This window comes from Aquamicrobium lusatiense, from assembly GCF_014201615.1.
In the GTDB taxonomy this organism is placed as follows: Bacteria; Pseudomonadota; Alphaproteobacteria; order Rhizobiales; family Rhizobiaceae; genus Mesorhizobium; species Mesorhizobium lusatiense.
This window is the reverse complement of record NZ_JACHEU010000003.1, coordinates 13,303-37,614: the sequence shown is the minus strand read 5'-3', so window position 1 is coordinate 37,614 and position 24,312 is coordinate 13,303. Positions and strand designations below refer to the sequence as shown.

Sequence of the window (24,312 nt, the reverse complement as noted above, 5' to 3'; positions counted from 1 at the left end):
CCCGGCCGGCCGGTGATCATCTTCAGAAGGCCGGCTCTCCCCGCCGGCAGAAGTGCTGCCCTTACAAGCCTACCCGGATGCGCTCCGGCGTCTCAGCCTTCCGGCAGCACGCTGCGGAGCGCGGCCACCGAGCGCGCCATCGCGGTTTTCGGATCGAGATAATAGCGGGGACTGGTGATCTCGATCGACAGGGCGCCCCCATATCCGGCGCCTTGCAGTTCGGAGACGATCGCCTGTGCCGAAAGCACCCCATCGCCCCATGACAGATGGCTGCCGGCCGGATCGGAATCGATCATGTGCACATGCGCCAGCCTGTCACCCAGAGCGTTGACATAGTCGGTCACGGTTTCGCCGGTGCCGAGGGCTCCGGCCGTGTCCAGCATGCCGAAGAGTGCGTTCGAACCCACGGCATCCAGGAGGGTGCGAAGCTCCGTTGCGGTTGCCGCGATGTTGGACCAGGCCGGCGGCAGCGCTTCGAGGAACAGCTTCTGGCCGAGCTTGCCGGCGCGATCGGCAAGAAGCCGAAGTCCCGCCACGCAACGCTCGAAAGCCTCGCTGCGGGGCTGGTCAGCAAAGCCTGATCCCGGTGTGACGAGCAGCGCGGGGCTGCCCATTTCCACGGACATTTCAAGACTTTCGAGAAAATACCGGATCGATCGGTCGCGCAATTCTGCCTGAGGCGAGCTGAGGTTGATCGGATACACGCATTGTTCCGGGGTAAAGCAGCTGATCGCCATTCCCCGCGCCCGGATGTTTGCGCCGAGCGCCCGGGCATCGGCAAGCGTCCTGTCGCCCAGATAGAAGTGAGGCGCCGCGCCCCAGATTTCCACCAGTGGCAGGCCAAGCGTTTCAGCGTCATCCAGAAAGCGATCGAGGCCATGCCGGAAGTAATGAAAATTCATGCCGCAAATATGGGTCTGGGCGAGCGTCATGGCTTTTTCCCTCTGGTCTGGCCCCCGATGGTCTGGCCGGGGGTGGAAATGGACCCGCGCGAGATGAACTCCGCCTGCATCTCGATCGCTCTTGCGGGGTGGTCCGAACCATCGATGCGTTCCAGCAGCATGGTTGCAGCCGCCTCCCCCATCGCCAGTCTGGGCTGGGCCATGGTCGATATGCCGGGCGCGACGAAATCCATCCAGTCGAGATCATCGAAACAAACGATGGAGAGGTCTTCGGGCATCCGAAGCGCGGATTGCGCGATTGCCCGCACGACACCTTCCGACATCGTGCCGTCGGTGGCGAAAACCGCGGTCGGCCGATCGGCCCGGCTGATCAGCGGCAATGCTGCGGCTACCGCCCGTGCTGCCGAATAGGCCCCGACCCGGCATATCAGGGACAGATCGACATCGAGCCCCGCCCTCTGGTGGGCGCGCAGATAGCCGAGCAGCCGCTGCCAGCTTGGATAGAGCGTGTCGGTTGAAAGGACATTGCCGGAAAGCGCGCGGCGGACAAATGCCTCAAGATCGTCGCCGGCCCCTTCAAGCAGCTCTCCGACGAGGCCGATGCGTCTGTGACCGGCTGCAATCAGGGCGGCGACCGCACGCTCGGCAGCGTCGATATTGTTGATGGCGACCCGATCCACATCCAGCCCCGCCACGGTGCGGTCGAGAAGCACCAGCGGCAGGCCTTCTGCATGAAGATCGCGAAGATGGCGGGAATCGCGCGTGTCGCATGGCGAAACGATGATCCCGTCCACCTGCTTTTCCCTCAGCAGATCGACAGCGCGGATTTCCTTTTCGAGGCTCTCATCGGAGTTGATGATCAAAAGGCCGAATTCGCGGTTTTCGACGACATCGGCGATGCCGCGCAGGATCGAGGCGTAGAACGGGTTCTGGATGTCACCGGCAACGACGCCGATCGTGCGGGTCTTTCCGGTGATGAGACTGCGCGCCAGCGCATTGGTGCGATAACCAAGCTTGCGCGCCGCCTCCAGCACGTGGCTGCGGGTTTCTTCCTTCGTGTAGCCGTAACGGCCGAGCACGCGTCCGGCCGTGGCGGTCGAAACGCCGGCAAGCCGCGCCACATCGGCAATCGTCGCCTTCGGGTTCTTCGCCACTGTACGTCCCTCCACCAGATCCCTGTTCACCGCCGCGCCGCCGGCCGGTCTTCCCGGCCGGTCCGGATTTCAGCCGGCTTCAAAAAGCGCGATTGCCGTGAACACGTCGAGATGCGCGCCGCCCACATTCTTGAAGATGGTGATTTCCTCAGAGGACTGGCGGGCCTGAACTCTGCCCTGTGCGAGATCGAAATGATCACCGGCGATGGCGTCAGGCGATATGAGCCCCGACGCGAGCGCCTGTCCGAGATCGCCGGTGTTTTCCATGCCGCGGCGCGTGTCGACGAAGATCCGGCTTCTGAGCAGAGCGTCGTCGTCGGTCTCGCGCAACTCCGTCATGTAAGCCCCAACGAGATCCAGATGGGTTCCGGGCTTCAGGAGCGCGCCCTTCACCAGCGGGCGGTCGGACATGGTCACGCAGCTGATGACGTCGGCCTGACGAACCGCCGCATCGAGGTCGCTCACCGCCCCGGCATCGATGCCGCCGGCGCGAAGCTGTGCGGCCACGGCCACGGCCTTGTGCGCGGTGCGGTTCCAGATCATGACGCGTCTGAGGGAGGGCCGCGCAGCCATGTGCGCCTCGGCGAAATGCGGCGCCAGAGCGCCGGCACCAACGATCAGCAGCATTTCAGCATCGTCGCGCGCCAGAAGCGAAGCGCCAAGGGCGGAATCGCCGGCCGTCTTGCGCTCGGTCATAGCGGCCCCGTCAGCGACGAGAAGCGGTGCGCCGGTCGAGCCGTCGAACATCGCAACCAGCCCCTGAACATTGGGCTGGGGCGGCGTCAGCTTCTCGTTCGCGGGAAACACGCCCACCATCTTGACGGCAACCGGCCCTCCGGCAAGCCAGCCGGGCAGGGTGATGAACTGGTTGCCGCTGCCGGCAGGATCGCCTTGCACCACGACGTCCGAGGCCGGAACTGGCCCGCGATGCGCCTCCGACAAGGCTCTGATGAGAACGGGCCACGGCAAAGCTGCACGAACCGCGGCAGCGTCATAAACCTTCATCGCATTTCCTTATGGCATCGCATCCGCCCGCTCAGTTCTTCACGGCAAGCGTGACCAGGCGGCAGGGCGTGATTGTATGGGACAGGGCTATCGGGGCACCACCGGCGCCAAGAACCAGTTTCTCGATTCGGTAGACGGGTTCCGTGGTGGAGACACCCAGCGACTGAGCCTCGGAAGCGCGGGCGAACCCGACGTCGATGACACGTTCGGCATGTTCCGGCTCGACGCCATAACTTGCCCGCAGGGTCGCGAAGAAGCTCTCGCCGGTTCCGACCGGCCCGACAGCATCGGCAAAACGCTCTTCGTCGAAGAACAGGGTCTCCAGCGTCATCGGCCGGTCATCGATTTCGAGAAGGCGCACAAACCGCACGACCCGCTCCGCGCGCAGACGGCTGGCAGCGGCAGGCGCATCGGCGCCATCCTCGCGCCCGAGAATGCGATGGCCGGCCTTGTGCCCCCTGCCTTCCACCACATCCGCGAATCCCGACAGCGAGATCGATTGCTGCAGCTTGCGGGGCGCGATCACCGTGCCCCGGCCCTGCTGGCGGATCAGCACGCCCTCGGCGCACAGTTCACCAACAGCCCGCCGCAACGTTATGCGGCTGACGCCGTAGGTCGCGCACAGCTCGAACTCCGGCGGCAGGAAGCTGCCTTCGGCAAGACGGCCCGTCTCGATCTCCGACAGGAGCCTGCGTCGCACCTGTTCGTAGAGGGGGAGCAAGCCGTCCTGCGTCATCATTGCCTCAATAGTCGGTGAGCTTCTTCATGTAGCGGCGTCCGTCCAGCATGACCTGCTGGCGGAAGTCGGCAACCTTATAAATGAAGCGCCAGAGCGTGTCGAAAAAGATCAGCGGCACGACATTGCCCCGGAAGCGCTCGTCGATCCCCGACAGATCGAGCTTTGCCGCGTCGAGAACGAGAATGTTCTCAGCCTTGCCGAAGCGGTGCAGGAATTCATCGGCCCGCTCGTCGAGCGGACGGGTGGAGTCCAGTCCCTTCATCAGCACGAAGCAGCGCGTCTCGTCCAGAACCTCGAACGGTCCGTGGAAGAACTCGTTGGAGTGGATGGCCTGGCTGTTGATCCACTGCATCTCCATCAGCACGCAGATGGCGAAGGAATAGGCCGCGCCGTAACTGGCGCCGGAGGCCATGGTGTAGATCACGTCCTGCGCGGCGAAGTGCCTTGCATAGCGGTCCCACAGCGGCGCATAGGTTTCCTGCGCCTTGTCGATCGCCGCCTGAAGATTGCACAGGCTGTCGATCAGCGGTCCGGTGAGATTTTCTCCGCCGGTTGCAGCCACAAGCCCCATGACGATCTGGTAGATGATCGAGTAGTTGCTGTCGCGGGCATCGATCGGGGTTCCGGTCGTGTAAGGAGCCTCGAATTTCACGGCAAAATCGACCGCTTTGCCCAGCGGCGATTCCGGCTCCACGGTGAGGCCGATTGTGGTCGCCCCTTTTTCGCGCGCGAACTTCGCGGCGGCGGCGGTCTCCTTCGTCGTCCCGGTCATGGAGCACAGAACGACAAGCGTGCCGGGACCGAGCCGCTTCGGCGCGCGCGCCACGAATTCGGCTGCGTTGTAGACATCGGAGGCCACCGTTCCATGCTGGTCGAGCATGAACTTGGCCGGATGCATGATCGACAGAGAGCCGCCGCAGGCCACGAAGAACACATGGCGCAGACCATCGGCATCGATGGCCGACAGGGCGGCCGAAACAGCCGGATGGAAGCGATCTGGGAGTGTCATCTGCTATCACCTTTCGATAAGATGACATAAGACATATTAATTTTATCTGGAGAGTGTCAAGCAGCCATTGACAAGCCGGACGATTTATTGCGAACGTTCTCACATTGATGAGGAGACGACATATCCGTGTCACGAAAGGCCCCCAGAATTATCGCCTTTGGCGACAATGTCGTGGACTGCTACCGCGACCAGAAGCGCATGTTTCCGGGTGGGAACTGCGTCAATCACGCCGTGTTTGCCCGGCGTTTTGGCGCAGAAGCCGCCTATGCCGGCGCGGTCTGCGACGATGCGGCGGGCCGGGCCATTCGCGATGCCTGCCTCGCCGAGGGGGTGGATGTCTCGCTGCTGCGTTTCATGCCCGGGCAGACGGCCTATTGCGTCATCGCCAATGAGAATGGCGAGCGGGTTTTCGTGGGCGCAAATCTCGGCGTGTCGATCATTGCGCCTTCGCAGGGCGATCTCGACCGGATGAGCAGGGCGGACGCCGTGCATACGGGCCGCTCAAGCCACATCGATGCCTGGCTGCCCCGTTTCGCCTCGCTGACCCGCGTGTCCTATGATTTCGCCACCATCCGCGATGAAGCACATATCGCCCGCCTCGCGCCTCACTGCTTTCTCGCCGGGTTTTCCGGTGGCGGCCTGAGCCGTGAAGAAGCCCTCGCCCTTGGCGAAGCGGCGCTGCGCAACGGCGCTCAATGGGCGATCACGACACGTGGCGAGGATGGCGCCATGCTGGTCGGCCGTGGCGGGATATATGAAGTGCCTGCGGCGCCCGTCGTGCCTGTCGACACGCTTGGCGCCGGCGACACGTTCATCGCCCGCACGCTGGTCGGGCTGCTGCGCGACGAAGCGCCGGATGTTTTGCTGAGCGAAGCCGCCACGGCCGCCGCGGAAACCTGCCTCTCGCCGGGCGCCTTCGGGCATGGCGCAGCGATGGACATCGATCTGACCACGATGCTCACGCTCGATGAAATTTACCGGAACACGAGGCCTGTCGCCGGGCCGGCAGACATGAAGGAAATCGTTCTCACAAGGTGATGCCCGTATGACGGTGCCGCTGCGTCCGAACGTGGGTTAGGCATAGATCTCAGGAGGAACTCAATGACACGCCACTATTCATCTCCCGGCATGTTCGCCGCTGTCGCATCCCTGTCTGTTCTGCTGGCCGGAACGGCGCTGGCGCAGGACGTGACCATTCGCATTGCATCGGTCAATTCGCCAACCAGCGAATCCTGGAAGGGCGTGATGGAAACCGCGAAGCGGGTTACGGAGCGCACCGACGGACGGGTGAAATTTGAAGGGTTCCCTTCCGGCCAGCTCGGCACGACCACGGATTCCATCGAGCAGGCGAGCCAGGGTCTGCCCATGATGACCTTCACCTCGGCTTCATTCCTGGCATCCTTCGGCGTTCCCGAACTGTCGATTCTGGAAGGCCCGTTCATCGTCTCCGATACGGATGAAGCCGATAAGCTGGCCTTCTCGCCGCTGATGCAGGGCTATTACGACAAGCTCGCCGGGACAGCCGGCATTCGCGTCGTCGCCATCAACTGGTTCGACGGACCCCGCCACATGATCGGGACTGCCAGCTATTCATCGCCGGCGGACCTGAAGGGCGTGCGCATGCGGGTTCCGCCGGTGGAGACGTGGCTGAAAACCTTCCAGCCTCTCGGCGTCGTGGCCACGACGGTTGAAGCGGCTGAAGTTTACTCGGCCCTTTCGCAGGGCGTTGTTACGGCTGCCGAAAGCCCGCTGACCGGCTTGCGGGCCTCGGGCTGGCAGGAAGCCGCCAAGGAGATAACGCTGACCGGCCATTTCAATCTTTTCACCGGCTGGGTGATGAGTGAGGCCGTGTTCCGGCAGATGAGCGATAAGGATCGTGGCATTCTCCTTGAGGAATTCCGTCAGGGCGGCCGCGACCTGACGAAAGTGTCCGCCGACCTCGAAAAAGAAATCCGTGAGGAATTCGAGAAGCAGGGTGTGACGTTCCACGAAGCCGATATCGAGGCTTATCGTCAGGCAACCGCAAGCTTCTACACCAGCTTCCCGAACTGGCCGGAGGGCCTTTATGACCAGGTGCGGGCGGCAGCCACAGGAAACTGATCAGCGCGAGGGACCGGGCTGACCCCTGATCAGCCCGGCCCTCCGCCCACAGGGAGGAGACGATGGCGATGAAAGCGCTGCGCTCGATTATCGAATTTCTGGGCGTGACCGTGCCCGCGCTGCTGCTTGCGGCGCTGGTCGTCATTGTCCTGTCCGACGTCATAGCACGCAACTTTTTTGCGACCTCGATCATGTGGGCGCAGGAGCTCGCGGTCGTGCTGATGGCCGCCACGGTCTGGCTGGGTCTGGTCGGCGCGTCCATGAACGGGCAGCTGTTCGGCATTTCCCTGTTCGTCGACAGGTTGCCGGAGCGATATGCGCCTTTCGCGCGGCTGCTGGCGAACATCCTCGTGCTTCTCATCTGCGCGCAGGTGATCCGCGCCGCATTTGCGCAGATCGCCACCGCAAGGTTCACGACCTTTCTCACGCTCGGGTGGCCGAAATGGATCGTCGCGGCCTTTCTGGCCACAGGCATGATTCTCGTGATGGCCGGTCTTCTTCTCAACATGGCCGAGGATTTAAGGAAGGAACGTCCGTGACCGTCGTTGCCATTGTTTTCGTCGTTCTTCTTGTACTCGGGCTGCCGGTCGGTTTCGTCATGCTGGGCGCTTCCATGGCCTATTTCGCCATGAACCCCATGATGACCAGCCTCGTCGCTCAGCGCATGTCTTCCGGGCTGGAATCCTTTCCGCTGCTGGCGATACCGCTTTTCGTGGTTGCCGGCGGGGCCATGGCGCGGGGCGGCATCGCGGATCGCCTCTATGCCTTCTGCGAAACGCTGGTCGGCCACTGGCGCGGCGGGCTTGCCCAGATCGCGGTGCTGAATTCCGTATTCATGGGCGCCATGTCGGGATCGGCCAATGCCGACGCGGCCATCGATGCCCGCACCATCGTGCCGGTCATGCGCAAGCGCGGCTATTCCAACGCCTATGGCTCGGCCGTCAGCGCGGCCTCGTCGCTGATTGCTCCGATCATGCCGCCAAGCATCGCGCTGATCATCTACGGCCTGCTGACCGACACCTCGATTGGGAAGCTGTTTCTTGGCGGCGTAATTCCCGCACTGGTCATCGCGGTTGCACTGATGCTCACGGTGCGCTGGACGGCAGTGCGCATGAACCTCGCGCCAGCCCGTGAAAGCCGGGCGAAACCTGCCGAGATCCTGACCAATGGCCGTGCCGCCCTGTGGGCTCTGGCCATGCCGGTGATGCTGTTGCTGGGATTGCGCAGCGGCTGGTTCACGCCCACCGAGCTTGGCGCGGTGGCGGCGGTCTATGCGTTTCTCGTCGGCATCATCGTCTATCGCGGCCTGACGGCCGGAGAAACCATGTCGCTGCTGACGGAGTCAGCGCTCACCACCGCCGGCGTCATGTTCATTGTCGCGTCGGCCTCGGTGTTCTCGCTGATCCTGAGCCTTGAACAGGTTCCCCAGCACCTGATCACCACGCTGCTTTCGGTATCGGACAACAAGTATGTCGTGCTGCTGATCATCAACATCGCATTGCTGATCCTCGGAACGGTGTTCGAAGGGCTGGCGATCATCGTGATCCTCGGGCCCCTGCTCATGCAGGTTTCGCAGGGTCTGGGTGTCGATCCCGTCCATCTCGGCGTGGTGCTTGTGTTCAACACTGCCATTGGTTCGATGACCCCCCCTGTCGGCACGGTGATGTTCACCGTCTGCTCGATCACCCGGTGTTCGGTGGAGGATTTTACGAAGGCGTCCCTGCCCTTTCTGGTCGCGTCCTTTGGCGTGCTGATGCTGCTGACCTATGTGCCGGCGCTGGTGACGTTCCTTCCCGACCTGATGTTCTGACGAACCCGGAACCCGCAGCTTCGGTGCTGCGGGTTTCCCCGATGGCCATCGCGCCCTTCTGATCACGCTTCTGGTATCCGGCCCGGTCGGGCAAAACCTGCCGTGCCGGCGGGTGTGGTTCGTGGCAACGATACCGGTCCCGCCGATTGCTCAGCGATCCCCGCCGCGCTTGTGGTTCACCCGGAGCCTTTCCTTGTTTTGCCCGCATTTGTGCGATGCCAGATGTTTCCATCCGGCTGCAAAATGCACTAGCCGTGGGTCTGCGCGATCAGCCTGCGCGCGCGCAGCACGGCGGCGGCGCCCTCGGCGAAATGATAGGCTTCCTCCACATGCGGCTGGCCGGACAGGATGAAGTGGTCGAAGCCGAGCTCATGATATTCGCCGATGAGGTCGGCGACCTGCTCGTGGCTGCCGACAAGTGCTGTGCCGGCCCCGCCGCGCACCAGCCCGTATCCGGCCCACAGGCCGGGCGATACTTCGAGCGCCCGCGCATTGCGCGACGTCACGGCCGCGATGCCGGAACCCTCCTGCAATTGCGTCATGCGCTGCTGCCCGGTCGATTCCGTGCGCGCGAAGACGGCCTGCGCCTTTGCGACGCGCTCGGGCGTTATCCGCTCGATCAGCCTGTCGGCCTCGGCCCAGGCCTGCGCTTCCGTATCCCGGCTGATGACGTGGAGGCGGATGCCGAAGGACACGGTGCGGCCATGCGAGGCGGCAAGGTCGCGCACGCGGCGCACCCGCTCTTCCACCACCGAGGGTGGCTCGCCCCATGTCAGGTAGGTGTCGACATGGCGGGCGGCGACCTGCTCGGCCGCCGCACTCGCCCCGCCAAAGAATATCTGCGGCAGCTCATAGCCGCCGAAATCGATGCGCGCCGCTTCGATGCGGTAGTGGCGGCCGTCATAGTCGAACTCGCCGGGCTCATGCGCCGGCTTCGAGACGCCGCGCAGCACTTCCAGAAATTCGCCGGTGCGCGCATAGCGCTGGTCGTGATCGAGGAAATCGCCGAAGCGCCGCTGCTCCACCGGATCGCCGCCGGTCACGATGTTGAGAAGCAGGCGCCCGCCCGATATGCGCTGGAAGGTTGCGGCCTGATGGGCGGCGAGCGTCGGGGTCACGAGGCCCGGCCGGAAGGCGACGAGGAACTTCAGCCGCGCGGTCGCCTGCGTCAGCGCCGCGGTGGTGATCCACGCATCCTCGCACCAAGTGCCGGTCGGCGTCAGCACCGCCTCATAGCCCAGCCGCTCCGCCGTGCGGGCGACGTCGGCGAGATAGCCGATGCTCGGCTCGCGAAAGCTCGGCCGGCTGACCCCTTCAATGACATGGGAATCGTCGCCCGAGCCCACGATCTCGCGGCTGTCGCCATTGGTGGGCAGATACCAGTGAATGTGAATGCTCATGGGGCTGCGCTGTCCGTGCCTTTTGCGGATGGGAATGGTCGCGCAAACATTGCCGGAAGCAGCGGCCGGCGCGAGAAAGGGCGTTCCAATAATGCACGCGATCCCGGAACAGGCTTGCGCGCCGCCGGACCACCGCGCAGGCGAAACCGCTTCGCGAACGCCTGCAAAAGTGGAATCATTTGCCTTGTTTCGCGAGCCGCGAGAGCCGATCTATCACCACGGTTCCACACTCGAGAAAGGCTTCCGCAATGACGACGCTCTTCGACCCGATCAAGGTCGGCGCCCTCGATCTTCCCAACCGCATCGTGATGGCCCCGCTGACGCGCAACCGCTCTCCGGGTGCGGTTCCCGGCGAACTGGCGGTGACCTATTACAGCCAGCGCGCCAGCGCCGGGCTGCTCATCACCGAGGCCACGGCGATCAACCATCAGGGGCAGGGCTATGCCAATGTGCCCGGCCTCTACGCGCCCGACCAGCTCGCCGGCTGGAAGAAGGTGACGGATGCCGTTCACGCCGCCGGCGGGCGCATCGTGGTGCAGCTGTGGCATGTGGGGCGCATCTCGCATGTGCGGCTCCAGCCGGGCGGCGGCAAGCCCGTGGCGCCGTCGGCCATCCGCGCGGCGGCCAAGACCTATCTGGTCAACGAGGACGGCAGCGGCGCCTTCGACGAGACGTCTGAGCCGCGCGCGCTCGACATCGACGAGATCCCCGCCATCGTGGAGGATTATCGCCGCGCCGCAAAGGCTGCCGTCGAGGAAGCCGGGTTCGACGGCGTCGAGATCCACGCCGCCAACGGCTATCTGATCGACCAGTTCCTGCGTGCCGGCTCCAACCATCGCACCGACGCCTATGGCGGCTCCATAGAGAACCGGGCGCGCTTCCTGTTCGAGGTGACGAAGGCCGTCACCGCTGCGGTGGGCGGCGAGCGCACCGGCATCCGGCTCTCGCCCGTGACCCCCGCCAACGATGCCTCCGATCCCGATCCGCAGCCCCTGTTCGAACATGTCGCCGCGCATCTGGCTCCCTACGGCCTTGCCTATGTGCATGTGATCGAAGGCGCGACCGGCGGCGACCGGGACTTCCGGCAGGGCGGCCAGCCCTTCGATTACGCTGCCTTCAGGACCGCTTATCGCGATGCCGGCGGCAAGGCCGCGTGGCTGGTCAACAATGGCTATGACGCGAAACTGGCCGAAAAGGCGGTGGCGGACGGCACTGCCGACCTCGTCGCCTTCGGACGGCTGTTCATCTCGAACCCCGATCTGGTCGAGAGGCTGAAGAAGGGCGCCGAGCTGGCGACGCCCGACAATACGACCTTCTACGGCGGCGGGGCCAAAGGCTATATCGACTATCCGTCGGCTGCCTGATCATCGCCTGTCTGACCACAGGTCGCCTGACTATATCGGCTGTCTGACCCACAGCCGGGTTGCCGCCGCCGGCCGAACGCGCACGACGGCGGCAACCGGAGAATGAAATGAAATTTCCCCTGCCTCCGGAAAACTTGGCATGGGTTGGCTCTACAGCAAAGGCGGGATTCTGCATCGTAGACGGGCACTCAGGTTCAACACGAACGGGAACGAGCCCCATGTCCAGGATTTTCCGGCCAACGATCACCCGCCGCGCCGTCATCGCGGCTTCGACCGCCCTGCTTGCCGCTTCGCTGGCATGGCCGGCCGCCGCGCAGGACCTCAAGCTGACCATCGGCTACCAGACCGTGGTGGAGCCCTCCAAGGTTCCGCAGGCGAATGGCGACTATGAAAAGGCGCTGGGCGCGACCATCGACTGGCGCAAATTCGATTCCGGCGCGGACGTCATCGCCGCCATCGCCTCCGGCGCGATCGACATCGGCTATGTCGGGTCGAGCCCGCTGGCGGCCGCGGCAAGCCGCGAGCTGCCGATCGAGACCATCTTCGTGGTCGGCCTGATCGGCAAGTCGGAGGCGCTGGTGGCCCGCAACGGCTCCGGCATCGCCTCGGTCAAGGACCTTGCCGGCAAGAAGGTGGCGGTGCCCTTCGTGTCCACCACGCATTATTCCCTGCTCGCCGCACTCAAGCACGAGGGCGTCGACCCGAAGAGCGTGCAGATCCTGAACCTGCGTCCGCCGGAAATCGCGGCGGCATGGGAGCGCGGCGACATCGACGCCGCCTATGTGTGGGACCCCGCGCTCGGCCAGATCAGGACCTCGGGCGAGATCATCATCGATTCCGCGAAGGTCGCGGAATGGGGCGCGCCCACCTTCGACGCGTGGATCGTGCGCACCGAATTCGCGGAGAAGAACCCCGACGCGGTGACAGGCTTCGCGCGGGTGACGGGCGCCGCCTACGACGATTTCCTGAAGAACCCTTCCGCCTGGAACAATTCATCCGAAAACGCGGCCAAGATCAGCAGGCTGACCGGCGCGAAGCAGGACGACACCGAGCTTCTGCTCGGCGGCTACGTGTTTCCGTCGCTGGCGGAACAGGCCTCGGATAAGTTCCTTGGCGGCGCCATCACGCAGGCGCTCACCGCGACGTCGCAGTTCCTGAAAGAACAGGAGCGCATCGACGCGGTGCTGCCCGACTACGGCAAGTACGTCTCCGCCAGATATGTCGAACAGGCTGCCCTGTCCAACTGACGCGTCATCCTCCCCTGACGCCCATACCGGACGCGCTCGCCGGCCCGCTCCATCGCCTCCGTGGCGTGGGGCGGGCTTCGTGGCAAAAAGGATCTCCGACATGCCGCAACTGTCGCTCGACGACATCACCATCCATTATGACGGCCAGCCGCATGTGGCGGTGGCGCAAACCTCGCTCGCCGTGGCCACGGGCGAGTTCGTGGTGCTTACCGGCCGCTCCGGCTGCGGCAAGACCAGCCTGCTCAATGTCGCGGCGGGCCTGGTCGAGCCGCTGTCCGGCTCGGCGACGATAGACGGCCGGCCGATCACCACGCCCGGCGCCGACAGGGCGGTGGTCTTCCAGAACGATGCCCTGTTTCCGTGGCTGAGCGTGCGCGAGAACGTCGCCTTCGCGCTGCGCATGCGCGGCGTGGCGCCCGGGCGCAGGCAGGCGCAGGCCGACGCGCTGTTGCGAAAGGTGCGGCTCGACAACAGCGGCGACAAGCGCATCTGGGAGCTTTCCGGCGGCATGCGCCAGCGGGTCGGGCTGGCACGCGCGCTGGCCGCCGAACCCGACTTCCTGCTGATGGATGAACCGCTCGGCGCGCTGGACGCGCTGACGCGCGAGCGCATGCAGAGCCTTTTGCTCGACATCTGGGCCTCGGCGGAGGCCGGCGTGCTGATGGTCACGCACGGCATCGAGGAAGCCCTGCTGCTCGGCACCCGCATCGTGGTGATGGCGCCGGGCCCCGGCCGCATCGTGTGGAGCCGCAAGGCGGCATTCGGCCGGCGCTACGCCGATGGCGAGCCGATCGCCTCGATCAAGGCCGACCCTGAATTCATCGCCGCCCGGGCCGAGCTGTCGGCCGCGATCTTCGAGGGAGAAACAGTATGAGCACCGTATCCGGCACGCTCGCCAAACCGGCGCCCGCCGCGCCGCGAGCCGCCGCCGCACGACAGGCCCCGCCGACGCGCAGGAAGCGGTTCTGGACCTCGCAGCGCATCAGCCTCGCGACCCTTGCCGTACTCATCGCGCTGTGGGCGCTCGTCGCGGAGTTGCGGCTGGTGTCGCCGGTGTTCCTGCCCTCGCCTGCCGCGGTGGCCGGGAAATTCGTCACCGTATCCGCCAATGGTTTCGCCGACGCCTCGCTTTGGACCCATCTGGGCGCCAGCCTCGGGCGCGTCTTCGCCGCGCTGGTCGGCGCGCTGGCCGTCGGCGTTCCGGTTGGCCTCGCCATCGGGCTGAGCCCCGTCGGGCGCGGCATCTTCGATCCCCTGCTGGAGTTCCTGCGGCCGATCCCGCCGCTCGCCTATCTGCCGCTGATCATCATCTGGTTCGGCATCGGCGAACCGTCCAAGGTGCTGGTGATCGCCATCGCCATGCTGGCGCCGATCGCGCTGTCGACGGCTTCGGGGGTGAAGAGCGCCAGCCGCGACCGCGTCAATGCGGCGCGCACGCTCGGCGCCTCGCGCGCCCAGGTGATCCGCCATGTGGTGCTGCCGGACGCCCTGCCCTCGATCCTGACCGGCTTGCGCATCGCGCTCGGAACGGGATGGACAACGCTGGTCGCCGCCGAGCTGATCGCCGCGACCGAGGGGCTCGGCTTCATGATCCAGTCGGCGGCGCAGTTTCTGGTCACCGACGTGGTGATCATGGGCATATTCGTCATCGCGGCCATCGCCTTCCTGCTGGAATTCGCCATCCGCAATCTTGAGCGCAGGCTGGTGCCATGGGCCGGGCGGGACTGAGGCGCCGACGGCAGGTGTTCGGCTGAAGACTTGCCGTCAGAGCCGCCGGGAACCGGCTGCATCGCAGCCGTCCCCGGCAAACCGTCTGACTTCATTCCGATGTCAGTTCGCCGCAGCCTGTTCCAGAAGTTCGGCGAACACTTTCTTGGCCTTGCCGGGATGCTTGACGGTTTTGGCCTCTTCCAGATTGACCGCATTGCCCACGACGATCAACGCCACCATACCCATGCCGTAGTGAGGCGTGCATTTGATGCCGTAGACGCCCTCCTTGTCGAACGTAACGGTGATCTGCTCATTCACCTTTCCCTTGAAGGGCGTCGCCCCTTCCGGGAGCATGCCATTGACGCTTTCGGCATCATGCGACTTGTCGGTCGGCAGGAAGGTCACCGTGTCTCCGGGAGCCGCCGCGATAAAGTCGGGCTGGAACACCATCGCGCCCTTGTCGCCCTTGTTGAGCATCTGCACCTGATGGTCCGCAGCCTGCGCGCCGCCACCCAGCAGCATGCCTGCGAGTGCTGCCGCGATCGTGAGCGTCCATTTCATTTTTCTTGCCTTTCACTCTGTTTCCAACGTCTGACGTTGTGCTGTTTCTAGGCGCGCGCGCTCCGCGTGACTTTGCAAAAACGCAAACAGAACAGGAAAAGCAGAGATCATCATGCCGCGAGACAAGCTTGCCCGACATATCGCGTTCATGTGAAAGTCGGTATGGAGGAATCCGCCCGTACGCAGACAATCCAGGGACCGATGAATGTGAGCAGACTCGACCGTTCCCTGATTTCAGGTCTGCCTCCGTTCGAGGGTCTGGATGCCGCCGATCTGGACGCCGTTCTCCAAAGCGCCCGGTCGCTGCGGGTGGAGAAGGATGCCGCGATCTTCGGGCAGGATGGCGAGGCACATTCCTTCTTCGTGCTGCTCGATGGAAAAGTGCGGGTGGTGAAATCCACCGTCGACGGCCAGCAGATCATCGTGCGCTACATTGTTCCCGGCGAGCTGCTGGGCATCGCGCAGGCTCTGGCGCGCAGCACCTATCCGGCCAGCGCGATAGCCGTCGTCGATTGCGTGCTGCTGAGCTGGCCGGGCAAGCTCTGGTCCGAGTTCGCCGCCGCCTTTCCCACCTTCGGCACGACCACGTACAGGACGGTGGGCGCCCGCCTCAGTGACATGCAGACGCAGGTCATGGAACTGGCCACAGAGCAGGTGGAGCGCCGCGTCGCCCATGCCCTGTTGCGGCTCGCCCATCAATCGGGGCGCAAGACGGACAAGGGCATTCTGATCGACTTTCCGCTGTCGCGGCAGGATATCGCCGAAATGACCGGCACCACCCTGCACACGGTAAGCAGGCTGCTGACCGCATGGGAGGAAAAGGGGCTGGTCGGCTCCGGCCGCATGCAGGTCTGCATCACCGATCCGCACGGATTGCTTCTGCTGGCCGACGGCAGGACCGGCCGCGCCTGAAGCTTTTCAGCCCTGCCGGCTGCCGCCTGTGGCTTTCATCAGGGCAGCACGGAAATCGTCGCCGTCGATCTTGTGGGCGCGTATCGCGTCCTCCACCGTGTGAAAAGGGGCAATCGGACAGCCGACGCACAGCAGGCGATGGTCGAGCACGACACGGATGGTCGCCGGCCACAGCCGCATGATCTCATCCATGCTCATGTCGTCCCGGTACTGCCTGTTGGTGGGCATGGCCAGCGCTGGCCCTTCCAGCCGGAGAACTTAAAGCGCGCCGCAATCCTTCAGATGCGCTCCTTACGCTTTAAGCCGTTGTTTTTACGCATGTCGTTGTCCCGAAACCGGTCCCCGCTTCCGGGCAACATGCTTTAATGGAAAAAAGAACGGGCGCATCGCAGACGCGCCCGTTCCTGCCCCCGGTTTATTTGCCGAGGCTTCCGGCCGGGCCGGAATGCATGATCTCGTCATCCACCGGGCCGTCCACGATCAGGTAGCCGGCCAGCCCGCGCTCGGCGCGCGACAGGGCGTGATCGACCAGCACATAATGTCCGCCACGATCGATCCTGAAGTCGACGATGGTGGCGCCGCCGGGCGGCACGGTGACCGTCTGGACCCCGGTGACGGGCGGCGAGGTCACGCTGCCCAGCGTGTAGACATGGTCGAAGATCTCGCCGATGACATGGAAGGACGAGGTGTAGTTCGGCCCGCCGACGCCGAAGAAGATCCGCACCGTCTCGCCGGCCGTGGCATAGAGCGGATGCGACTTGGTGAGCGCCCCGACCGAGCCGTTGAACAGGAAGTATTCCGCCCGCTCGGAGATCAGCTTGTCATAGTCCATCTCCATCTCGCCCTGCGTGCCGAAGGGCTCGACGGTGTAGAGTTCGCCCTGCATCACGTAGAATTCGCGATCGACCTGGGGCAATCCGCCTTCCGGCTCCACGAGGATGAGGCCGTACATGCCGCTGGTGATGTGGTGGGCGACGCTCGGCGTGGCGCAATGATAGACATAGATCCCCGGCTTGAGGGCCTTGAATGTCACCACCGCCTCCTCGCCCGGCGCGATCTGGGTGAAGTCGGCGCCGCCGCCGGGACCCGTCGCGGCATGGAAATCGACCGAATGCGGCATCACGCTGTCGGACGCATTCTTGAGGTGGACCTCCACCGTGTCGCCCACGCGCACGCGGATGAACGGCCCCGGAACCTTGCGGTTGAACGTCCAGTAGACATAGCTCGTGCCGTCGTCGAGCTTGCCCTTCAGCTCAACCGTCTCCATCTCGACCTTGACCACCTGAGGGGCGCGCTGGCCGATGGGGCCGGGCAGATCCGCCGGATCATGCACGATGTCCGCCGCGTCCGTGTCCATGGCCTCGCGCGGGCCGGGCATGACCCTGATCAGTCCTTCCATGCCCGCTTCGCGATGCCCGGCGATCGAGCAGAAATAGGTAAATTCGCCGACCTTGTTGGCGATGAAGGAGAAGGTCGAGGACGCGTTGATGCCCACGACGATGGAGGAGCGGGCGGGATACTGATCGATGACCACATCATGCTCGGCGCCCTCGCCGTTGATGAGGTTGATCTGCACGAGTTCGCCCTCATGCACCATCAGCGTCGGATTGGTCTGGCCGTCTATATCGCCGCCGACGCCGATATAGACCATGCGCCCGCCGGCAATGCCCGTCTTCAGGGTGAAGATGGTGGCGTTGTGGTAGCTGACGGCCGGCGAGGCAGCCGTGCTGGTGCCGTCGGCGGGTGTTGCCACAGGCTGCGCAGTGGTCGCCTGCGACGAATCCGTGCCCGTGGCGTGGTTATGCTCCTGCGCCATCGCGGGAGCCATCGCCAGCATCACGGCACCCGTCATCGCCGCCAGCCACCGCGCCGGGTGTCTGCGAACCATGTCCGGCCCGGCCCTGCTTCCTCTGTTCATCGGGAAAACTCCTTTGTCGATGATTTCAGACGGAATCTATCCGGGCCGCGCGGAACGGACTTTGCGCAATCACAAACAGTTGCGACGCCAGATGTTTCCATCTGGCTGCAAAATGCTCTGGCCGCGCTTCTCGCGCGGTTCGGTGGCCTCGCCGGACGAAGGCTCCGGATGGCCGTCGATACGGTCGCTCTCGGCATCGATGAGGATGCGCTGCGCAGCGCCCTCAAGGTCCTCGTACTGGCCGCTCTTCAGCGACCACAGGAAAGCGCCGAGCGCGACTGCGCCGAGCATCAGCGCCAGCGGAACGAGATAGAGGAGGCTGCCCGTCATCCGCAGGCCCGATGCCGCCATGTGGTGCGGCAGCTCATCTGATCGCCCTGTAGCTGTGCCACGTCGCATGGCCGAGCAGCGGGAAGATGACGACGAGGCCGACAAGGCCGGTGACGATGCACATCAGGAACAGCGCAAGCACGATGGCGCCCCAGACCAGCATCACCGGCAGGTTCCTGAACACCAAGGAGATGGAGGTGCCCATGGCGGTGAAGGCATCGACCTTCTCGGCCAGCAGCATGGGTATGGAGAAGGTGCTGATGGCGAAGGAGAAGGCGGCAAACAGGCCGCCCACCACGGTGCCCACCACCAGCATGCCCCAGCCTTCGGGCGTGGTGAACAGCATGGCGGCGATGTGGTCGAGGCCGGGGAAAGGCCGAAGGCCGAAGAACAGCGCATAGATGATGACGGCGGCGCGCATCCACACCAGCATCAGCAGGCACAGGATGGCGCCGGTGAACCACACCTGCGCGCCCGATTCCGCCCGGACGAAGATCATGCGGGCAAGGCTCACCGGCCTGCCCTCCTCCAGATCGCGGCTTTTCTGGTAGAGGCCGATGGCGACCAGTGGCCCGACCACCATGAAGCCGGCCAGCGCCGGGAACAATATGTAGTCGAGCTCCAGCCTGAACAGGCAAGTCACCACCGCCAGCGACAACACGAACACAACCAGCCCATAGGCGAGGCTGGGCAGGGGATTGCGCCACAGGTCGCGCCAGCCGGCCCCCAGCCAGCCGAAGGCGGCGCTTGCCGGCAGATTGCGCCGGCGCTGCCGGGACAGCGGAAGCGGCGTGCTTTCGGTGCGTCCCATGAACTTCCTCCTCAGCAGGACGATCTGGCGGCGCGGTAGGTTCCCGCGCCATCGGCCGTCTTTTCATGCGGCACGCAATCGGGCTGCGAGCCGAGCGCGACATAGACGAGATGGGCATTGGCGCCGGCAAACAGCAGCACGCCGCCAGCGACGATCAGCGCCGATATGAGGCGCCAGTTGAGCCGGCCGGGGCGCGTGGCGGGAGGCGCGGCGCTCATTGCGTGCCTCCGTCGGTCGCGAGCGTGCCGACATAAAGGGCGAGGATCCTGATATCGACCGGCGACAGCCGGTCCTGCCAGTGCGGCATGTGTCCCTGGCGGCCCGAATAGATGGTGGTGAACACCGACTGCGCGTCGCCGCCATAGATCCAGTTCTCGTCGGTCAGGTCTGGCGCGCCGGCCTCGGCCATGCCCTTGCCCTCCTCGCCATGACAGGCGGCGCAGTTCGCCGCGAACACCTCCTGCCCTTCCGGCAGCCGGGCCTGATCGGTTTCGCCCAGCTGCTGGCCGGACAGTGAGCGCACATAGGCCGCCACCGCCCTGACCTGCCCGATTTCGAGCACGCCGTCGCGGCCGAAGGCCATCATCTGCGAGATGCGCGTATCGTCATCGGTCGAATTGATGCCGACGCTGATGGTTTCGGCGATGGTCTCGGGGTCGCCGCCCCACAGCCACGCGCCAGCCGCCAGATTGGGAAAGCCCGGACCGCCGGTGCCACGCACGCCATGGCACACGGCGCAATTGTCGACGAACAGCGTGCGGCCGGTGTCGCGCACATGGCGCATCAGCTCCTCGTCGGCGGCAATGGCGGCAAAGTCCTCGCCGGCGATGCGGTCGGCCCAGACGGCGCGCGAGACGGCGGCCTGCTCCACCTGCCGCGTCACCACGGTGCGCTGGTCGATGCCGAGCAGGCCCTTCGTGTAGGTCCAGCCGAGCGGCCATGCCGGCATCAGCAGCCAGTAGCCGACCGCAAACAGCGTGCCGGCGATCAGGAAGAAGAACACCACGCGCGGGACCGGCGTCTCCAGTTCCTCGATGCCGTTCCATTCGTGCCCGGTGGTCGGGCGCCCGGTGATGGGGTCGTGTCGTTCGGTTGCCATGCGCCTACTCCCCCTTCCCCGGCCGGTCGTCATCGTCGAGAATGCTCTTCTTGGCGCGGTCGAACCGCTTCCTGTTGGCCGGCCAGAAGGCGTAGACCAGCACCCCGATGGCGAAGATGATCAGATAGAACAGCCCCCAGCTCTTGGAGAAGGCGACGAGCGTCTCGTGGTCCATGGCCTCACTCCTCCACGGCCGCGCTCTGGTGCGCGGCATCCGTCAGTCTGCCGAGGATCTGCAGATAGGCGACCAGCGCGTCCATCTCGGTGATGCGCGCGGGATCGCCGTCGAACACCCTTATGGTGGTGGCCTCGCCATAGCGCCCGGCCACGCCCTGCGCCTGATTGCTGTCAGGGTTGGCCTGCCCGTAGGCGTCCCATTGCGCATTGGCGATCATCTCGTCGGTATAGGGCACGCCCACCTTGCGCTGGGCCGCCAGATGCAGCCCGAGATCGTCGTATTTCAGCTCATTGCGCATCAGCCAGCCATATTTCGGCATCACCGATTCCGGCACCACGTCACGCGGATTGATGAGGTGGGCGACATGCCAGGCGTCGGAATATTTTTCGCCGAGGCGGGCGAGGTCCGGCCCGGTGCGCTTCGACCCCCACAGCATGGGGTGGTCGTATTGCGACTCCACCGCCAGCGAGAACGGCCCGTAGCGCTCGACCTCGTCGCGCAGCGTGCGGATCATCTGCGAGTGGCAGGCATAGCAGCCCTCGCGGATGTAGATGTTGCGCCCGGCCAGTTCGAGCGGCGTGTAGAGGCGCATGTCGGGCGCTTCCTCGACCGTCTCGCTGATGGTGAACAGCGGCGCGATCTCCACGATGCCGCCGATGGAGGCGACGCCGACGATCGCCAGAACGAAGCCGATGGCGTTGCGTTCGATCTTGCGGTGGAAGAACTCCTTCATCGCTATTCACCTGCCTGCACGGCGTCAGCCCTGCCGTAAAGCGGCACGTCGGCGCCGCCCTCCTGATGCTGGCCGGTGCGGGCCATGCGGATCGTCATCCACACGTTCCAGGAGGCCACGATGGCGCCGGCAAGGAAGAACAGGCCGCCGACGGTGCGCGCGATATAGTAGGGATGCATGGCGACGAGGCTGTCGATGAAGGAATAGGCCAGCGTGCCGCTGTCATTGTAGGTGCGCCACATCAGGCCCTGGATGATGCCCGAGTTCCACATGGCGAAGACGTAGATGACGGTGCCTGTGAGCGCGAGCCAGAAGTGGACCTCGACCAGCTTCGGCGAATACATGCGCTGCTGCTTCCACATCCACGGCACCAGCGCATAGAGCGAGCCGAAGGTGATCATCGCCACCCAGCCGAGCGCGCCCGCATGGACGTGGCCGACGGTCCAGTCGGTATAGTGCGACAGCGAGTTGACGGCGCGGATGGCCATGAACGAGCCCTCGAAGGTGGACAGCCCGTAGAACACGGCCGCCACCATCATGAAGCGCAGCGTGGCGTCGGTGCGCACCTTGTCCCATGCGCCGTTCAGCGTCGCCAGCGCATTGCCGGCCGAGGCCCATGACGGCACCAGCAGCACCAGCGAGAAGGTCATGCCCAGCGTCTGCACCCATTGCGGCAGCGCCGTATAGTGCAGGTGGTGCGAGCCCGCCCACATATACATGAAAGTGATGCCCCAGAAGCTGATGATGGAAAGCCTGTAGGAGAAGATCGGCCGTTCGGCGCGCTTGGGCAGATAGTAATACATCATGCCGAGAAAGCCGGACGTCAGGAAGAAGGCGACCGCGTTGTGGCCGTACCACCATTGCGTCATCGCATCCTGCACGCCGGAGAACAGCGAATAGCTCTTGGCATGGCCGAAGGAGACCGGCACGGCGAGATTGTTGACGATGTGCAGCACCGCCACGACCAGGATGAAGGCCATGTAGTACCAGTTGGCGACGTAGATATGCGGTTCCTTCCGCCGCTGCAGGGTGCGGATGTAGATGAGGAAATACACCACCCACACGATCACCAGCCAGATGTCGGCATACCATTCGGGCTCGGCATATTCCTTCGACTGGGTCAGCCCCATCAGATAGCCGCTGGCGGCCAGCACGCAGAACAGATTGTAGCCGATCAGCACGAACCACGGGCTGAACTGGTCGGGCAGGCGCGCCCGCGAGGTGCGCTGGAGAACGTGGAAGGAGGTGGCGATCAGCGCATTGCCGCCGAAGCCGAAGATCACGCCGGAGGTATGCACCGGCCGCAGGCGGCCGAAGCTCGCCCAGCCGGCGTCGAAGGTCAGATCCGGCCACGCCAGCAGCGCGGCCACCCACACACCGAAGAACATGCCGGCCACGGCCCAGATCATGGTGAGCACGATGCCGACCCTCGTCGGGTCGTCGTAATAGTGCGCCAGCCGCTCCGCAGGCGGTTCGGGATCGTTGTAGCGCGAGATCACCAGGAAGATCAGCCCAAGGCTGAAGGCAAGCACGATGAAGCCGTGAACGCCCAGCGCATCGGCCCGGCCGGCAGCGGCCATGGCAAGCCCGCACAGCGCCAGCATCGTGAGCACGGCCAGCGAAAGCTGGCGTTCGGAGACCGTCAATCCTGAAACCATCTGGCTTTCCCCTCGCTTGTTTGCCGGCTATGCCGCGATGCCCTCGATGCCGAGCAGGATGCCGAGCTGTGCCCTGTTGCGCACGATATCGGCGAGCGTGTACTTATCGAGGACGGCCAGCCAGGCGGCGAGCGCCTCGGAAAACATGTTCCGGAGCTCACAGCAGGGCGAGATCACGCAGTGCCCGCCGCGCTTCTGCATGCATTCCACAAGCGAGAGATCTTCCTCGATCGTGCGCACCAGTGCGCCGATGCCGATGCTGGCGGGTTCCCGCTTCAGCCTTATGCCGCCGGAGCGCCCCCGCACCGTCTCGATGAAGTCATGCTCGCGCAGCGTCTGGGCTACCTTGAGCAGGTGATTGCGCGACAACCCGTAGGCTTCGGCCACATCGCTCACCGTGCACGCCCGGTCGGGCCGTGTCGCGGCGTAGATCAGCATGCGCAGCGCATAGTCGGTATGCAGCGTCAGGCGCATGGCAGCGCCCATGCAATACGGAAGCCGGAGACTGTGATGAAAACGGGCCTGACAAGGGCTGTCAGACGCAAATCGGAAACGGATGGCATCGGGCTCTCCTGCACGAAATTCGTGCTCCTCCTAAAAGAGGTATCTCAGATAATCTTTTTGCGCAAACTCCCCCGACAACAAATGTGCGATATGGTCGCAGCAGGCGCCGGCTCATTCTCAGACACTCCGGCAAGGCCCCATTTCAGGGGCGCCCTTCATGAAATCCGTGCGGAAATGCATCCGAAGGTGACGGCAAGCACCTCTGCCTATGCGCGCAAGCAGCAGTCACGGAAGGGTCGGCGTCACGCGGTCGCGGTCGGGGTCAAGGCCCATGCCTCCGCGGTCAGTCGGTGACGATGACGTCCATCGGGATGTCGTGCGGCTGCGGATATATGGTCCTTACCCGGCTCAGGGCGTAATCGACGCCGATCGTCAGGGGCTTGCGCGGCATGGCAGGAAGGCAAAGGGAATTGAATGCCGTCTGTGATCCCTTTGCCCATGAAGCGTCACGAAATCAGTTTGCATCGCAGCCACGCTTGGCCAGCAGCCATTTTCTCAATAATGGCCGTCACTTAAGCATTCAGCCCCGACCCTAAAGGCGGTTGGCGAGGAGATGGCAGAAAAGACGCCATCTTGCCGAAAATGCAGCCTTGTCGTCGCCGGTGGCTTCCTGGCCGGGGCAATCGGCAGCACAGGCAAGCAAGGAGGGATCTTCGGCGGCGGCGACCAGGACGGCAACGGCGAAAGGGTCGACGCCGCCTGCGCTGCCGCCCTTGTCCGGATTGCATTGCGGGGTGTTTTCCCAGCCTGAATATCTGGCGAGCATCGCCTGGATCAGTTCAGCCTTGTTGGGAAAGTAGTAGAGCAGGCCGCCCTTGCTCAGCTTTGCCTGCCTCGCCACCGCATCCATGGTGACGTGGCCAAATCCCTGATCGAGCGCAACCGCGACGACGGCACAGAAAACGCGGTCGCGCTGCCGGCTCTGCGCCGCCGGAATGACGGAAACGCCTTCCTTCGGGCGTTTCGGATTTTCCGTCTTGCTCATCGCTTCGGTGTCCCTTTCAACCGTTCCTGATGATCAGGAATGCGCAAGCCCTGCTTCAAAAAAAGCCCTGCCGCCGGTTTTGACACGGGCGGCAGGGCCGTTACGCGGTACGAGTTTACTCAG

General features: G+C 64.5%; 26 protein-coding genes and 2 pseudogenes. 9 read left to right on the top strand and 19 right to left on the bottom strand.

Features of this window, described 5'->3' with window-relative positions:
* Positions 1–92: 92 nt before the first annotated feature.
* From HNR59_RS15875 to HNR59_RS15855, 5 genes are read right to left on the bottom strand one after another with little or no spacing between them, the layout of a single operon-like run.
* The gene (locus HNR59_RS15875) at positions 93–932 is read right to left on the bottom strand and encodes a TIM barrel protein (RefSeq protein WP_183832013.1); all 840 of its coding nucleotides are present in this window, start codon (positions 930–932) and stop codon (positions 93–95) included.
* Positions 929–2,086 carry a LacI family DNA-binding transcriptional regulator gene (locus tag HNR59_RS15870; RefSeq protein WP_343060847.1) on the bottom strand — a complete coding sequence of 386 codons (1,158 nt, stop codon included), beginning with the start codon at positions 2,084–2,086 and terminating at the stop codon, positions 929–931. Before HNR59_RS15870 ends, HNR59_RS15875 begins: the two co-directional genes overlap by 4 nt.
* Positions 2,087–2,125: 39 nt before the next feature.
* Complete coding sequence (locus HNR59_RS15865; RefSeq protein WP_183832012.1) at positions 2,126–3,061, bottom strand: ornithine cyclodeaminase; 936 nt, start codon at positions 3,059–3,061, stop codon at positions 2,126–2,128.
* Between the two features lie 31 nt (positions 3,062–3,092).
* Positions 3,093–3,797, bottom strand: coding sequence for a GntR family transcriptional regulator (locus tag HNR59_RS15860; protein ID WP_246374770.1), 705 nt, complete (start codon positions 3,795–3,797; stop codon positions 3,093–3,095).
* A gap of 7 nt (positions 3,798–3,804) precedes the next feature.
* Positions 3,805–4,809, bottom strand: a complete 1,005-nt coding sequence (locus HNR59_RS15855) for an SIS domain-containing protein (protein ID WP_183832010.1) — start codon at positions 4,807–4,809, stop codon at positions 3,805–3,807.
* A 126-nt stretch (positions 4,810–4,935) separates the two neighbouring features.
* Here HNR59_RS15855 and HNR59_RS15850 point away from each other — a divergent pair, with 126 nt between their 5' ends.
* The 4 genes from HNR59_RS15850 to HNR59_RS15835 all read left to right on the top strand — a co-directional run bounded on the left by HNR59_RS15850 (position 4,936) and on the right by HNR59_RS15835 (position 8,719).
* Positions 4,936–5,847: a PfkB family carbohydrate kinase gene (locus tag HNR59_RS15850; protein ID WP_343060846.1), complete on the top strand. Its 912-nt coding sequence runs from the start codon at positions 4,936–4,938 to the stop codon at positions 5,845–5,847.
* 63 nt (positions 5,848–5,910) lie between these two features.
* Positions 5,911–6,909 (top strand): TRAP transporter substrate-binding protein DctP, encoded by a 999-nt coding sequence (dctP, locus tag HNR59_RS15845; protein WP_183832009.1) that lies wholly within the window; start codon positions 5,911–5,913, stop codon positions 6,907–6,909.
* Between the two features lie 62 nt (positions 6,910–6,971).
* Complete coding sequence (locus tag HNR59_RS15840; protein WP_183832008.1) at positions 6,972–7,448, top strand: TRAP transporter small permease; 477 nt, start codon at positions 6,972–6,974, stop codon at positions 7,446–7,448.
* Positions 7,445–8,719: a TRAP transporter large permease subunit gene (locus HNR59_RS15835; RefSeq protein WP_183832007.1), complete on the top strand. Its 1,275-nt coding sequence runs from the start codon at positions 7,445–7,447 to the stop codon at positions 8,717–8,719. Before HNR59_RS15840 ends, HNR59_RS15835 begins: the two co-directional genes overlap by 4 nt.
* A gap of 248 nt (positions 8,720–8,967) precedes the next feature.
* On the opposite strand, the gene HNR59_RS15830 is transcribed toward HNR59_RS15835, so the two are convergent.
* Positions 8,968–10,119: an LLM class flavin-dependent oxidoreductase gene (locus tag HNR59_RS15830; RefSeq protein ID WP_183832006.1), complete on the bottom strand. Its 1,152-nt coding sequence runs from the start codon at positions 10,117–10,119 to the stop codon at positions 8,968–8,970.
* Between the two features lie 248 nt (positions 10,120–10,367).
* Between HNR59_RS15830 and HNR59_RS15825 the strand changes: the two genes are divergently transcribed.
* From HNR59_RS15825 to tauC, 4 genes are all read left to right on the top strand, one after another.
* Positions 10,368–11,483, top strand: coding sequence for an alkene reductase (locus HNR59_RS15825; protein WP_183832005.1), 1,116 nt, complete (start codon positions 10,368–10,370; stop codon positions 11,481–11,483).
* Between the two features lie 218 nt (positions 11,484–11,701).
* Positions 11,702–12,730: a taurine ABC transporter substrate-binding protein gene (gene tauA, locus HNR59_RS15820; RefSeq protein ID WP_183832004.1), complete on the top strand. Its 1,029-nt coding sequence runs from the start codon at positions 11,702–11,704 to the stop codon at positions 12,728–12,730.
* A gap of 100 nt (positions 12,731–12,830) precedes the next feature.
* On the top strand, positions 12,831–13,604 hold the full coding sequence (locus tag HNR59_RS15815) for a taurine ABC transporter ATP-binding protein (RefSeq protein ID WP_183832242.1): 774 nt from the start codon (positions 12,831–12,833) through the stop codon (positions 13,602–13,604).
* Positions 13,601–14,458 carry a taurine ABC transporter permease TauC gene (gene tauC / locus HNR59_RS15810; protein WP_183832003.1) on the top strand — a complete coding sequence of 286 codons (858 nt, stop codon included), beginning with the start codon at positions 13,601–13,603 and terminating at the stop codon, positions 14,456–14,458. Before HNR59_RS15815 ends, tauC begins: the two co-directional genes overlap by 4 nt.
* Positions 14,459–14,560: 102 nt before the next feature.
* Here tauC and HNR59_RS15805 read toward each other — a convergent pair whose 3' ends face one another.
* Positions 14,561–15,001, bottom strand: coding sequence for a pseudoazurin (locus HNR59_RS15805; RefSeq protein WP_183832002.1), 441 nt, complete (start codon positions 14,999–15,001; stop codon positions 14,561–14,563).
* Positions 15,002–15,208: 207 nt separating this feature from the next.
* On the opposite strand from HNR59_RS15805, the gene HNR59_RS15800 reads away from it, so the two are divergent.
* Positions 15,209–15,913, top strand: coding sequence for a helix-turn-helix domain-containing protein (locus HNR59_RS15800; RefSeq protein WP_183832001.1), 705 nt, complete (start codon positions 15,209–15,211; stop codon positions 15,911–15,913).
* A gap of 6 nt (positions 15,914–15,919) precedes the next feature.
* Here the strand turns inward: HNR59_RS15800 and HNR59_RS15795 are convergent, their stop codons facing one another.
* The 12 genes and pseudogenes from HNR59_RS15795 to HNR59_RS15740 form a co-directional block, all read right to left on the bottom strand.
* On the bottom strand, positions 15,920–16,141 hold the full coding sequence (locus HNR59_RS15795) for a DUF1858 domain-containing protein (protein WP_183832000.1): 222 nt from the start codon (positions 16,139–16,141) through the stop codon (positions 15,920–15,922).
* A 187-nt stretch (positions 16,142–16,328) separates the two neighbouring features.
* Positions 16,329–17,831, bottom strand: coding sequence for a copper-containing nitrite reductase (gene nirK / locus HNR59_RS15790; protein WP_210307382.1), 1,503 nt, complete (start codon positions 17,829–17,831; stop codon positions 16,329–16,331).
* Between the two features lie 186 nt (positions 17,832–18,017).
* Positions 18,018–18,161 (bottom strand): annotated as a pseudogene (gene ccoS, locus HNR59_RS20810) (cbb3-type cytochrome oxidase assembly protein CcoS); the annotation flags it as partial.
* A 34-nt stretch (positions 18,162–18,195) separates the two neighbouring features.
* Positions 18,196–18,972 (bottom strand): DUF2189 domain-containing protein, encoded by a 777-nt coding sequence (locus HNR59_RS15780; RefSeq protein ID WP_183831998.1) that lies wholly within the window; start codon positions 18,970–18,972, stop codon positions 18,196–18,198.
* 11 nt (positions 18,973–18,983) lie between these two features.
* Positions 18,984–19,190 carry a hypothetical protein gene (locus HNR59_RS15775; protein ID WP_183831997.1) on the bottom strand — a complete coding sequence of 69 codons (207 nt, stop codon included), beginning with the start codon at positions 19,188–19,190 and terminating at the stop codon, positions 18,984–18,986.
* Positions 19,187–20,071, bottom strand: coding sequence for a cytochrome-c oxidase, cbb3-type subunit III (gene ccoP / locus HNR59_RS15770; protein WP_183831996.1), 885 nt, complete (start codon positions 20,069–20,071; stop codon positions 19,187–19,189). The genes HNR59_RS15775 and ccoP overlap by 4 nt, the downstream gene beginning before the upstream one ends.
* Before the next feature lie 4 nt (positions 20,072–20,075).
* The gene (locus HNR59_RS15765) at positions 20,076–20,246 is read right to left on the bottom strand and encodes a cbb3-type cytochrome c oxidase subunit 3 (RefSeq protein ID WP_183831995.1); all 171 of its coding nucleotides are present in this window, start codon (positions 20,244–20,246) and stop codon (positions 20,076–20,078) included.
* Positions 20,247–20,250: 4 nt separating this feature from the next.
* On the bottom strand, positions 20,251–20,982 hold the full coding sequence (gene ccoO / locus HNR59_RS15760; protein ID WP_183831994.1) for a cytochrome-c oxidase, cbb3-type subunit II: 732 nt from the start codon (positions 20,980–20,982) through the stop codon (positions 20,251–20,253).
* Positions 20,983–20,984: 2 nt separating this feature from the next.
* The gene (gene ccoN, locus HNR59_RS15755; RefSeq protein ID WP_183831993.1) at positions 20,985–22,640 is read right to left on the bottom strand and encodes a cytochrome-c oxidase, cbb3-type subunit I; all 1,656 of its coding nucleotides are present in this window, start codon (positions 22,638–22,640) and stop codon (positions 20,985–20,987) included.
* Positions 22,641–22,667: 27 nt separating this feature from the next.
* The gene (locus HNR59_RS15750; RefSeq protein ID WP_183831992.1) at positions 22,668–23,114 is read right to left on the bottom strand and encodes an Rrf2 family transcriptional regulator; all 447 of its coding nucleotides are present in this window, start codon (positions 23,112–23,114) and stop codon (positions 22,668–22,670) included.
* Between the two features lie 373 nt (positions 23,115–23,487).
* Positions 23,488–23,604 (bottom strand): annotated as a pseudogene (locus tag HNR59_RS15745) (5-formyltetrahydrofolate cyclo-ligase); the annotation flags it as partial.
* Between the two features lie 132 nt (positions 23,605–23,736).
* A complete protein-coding gene (locus tag HNR59_RS15740; RefSeq protein WP_183831991.1) occupies positions 23,737–24,189 on the bottom strand; it encodes a TetR/AcrR family transcriptional regulator in 453 nt (150 codons plus the stop codon).
* Between the last annotated feature and the right edge of the window lie 123 nt (positions 24,190–24,312).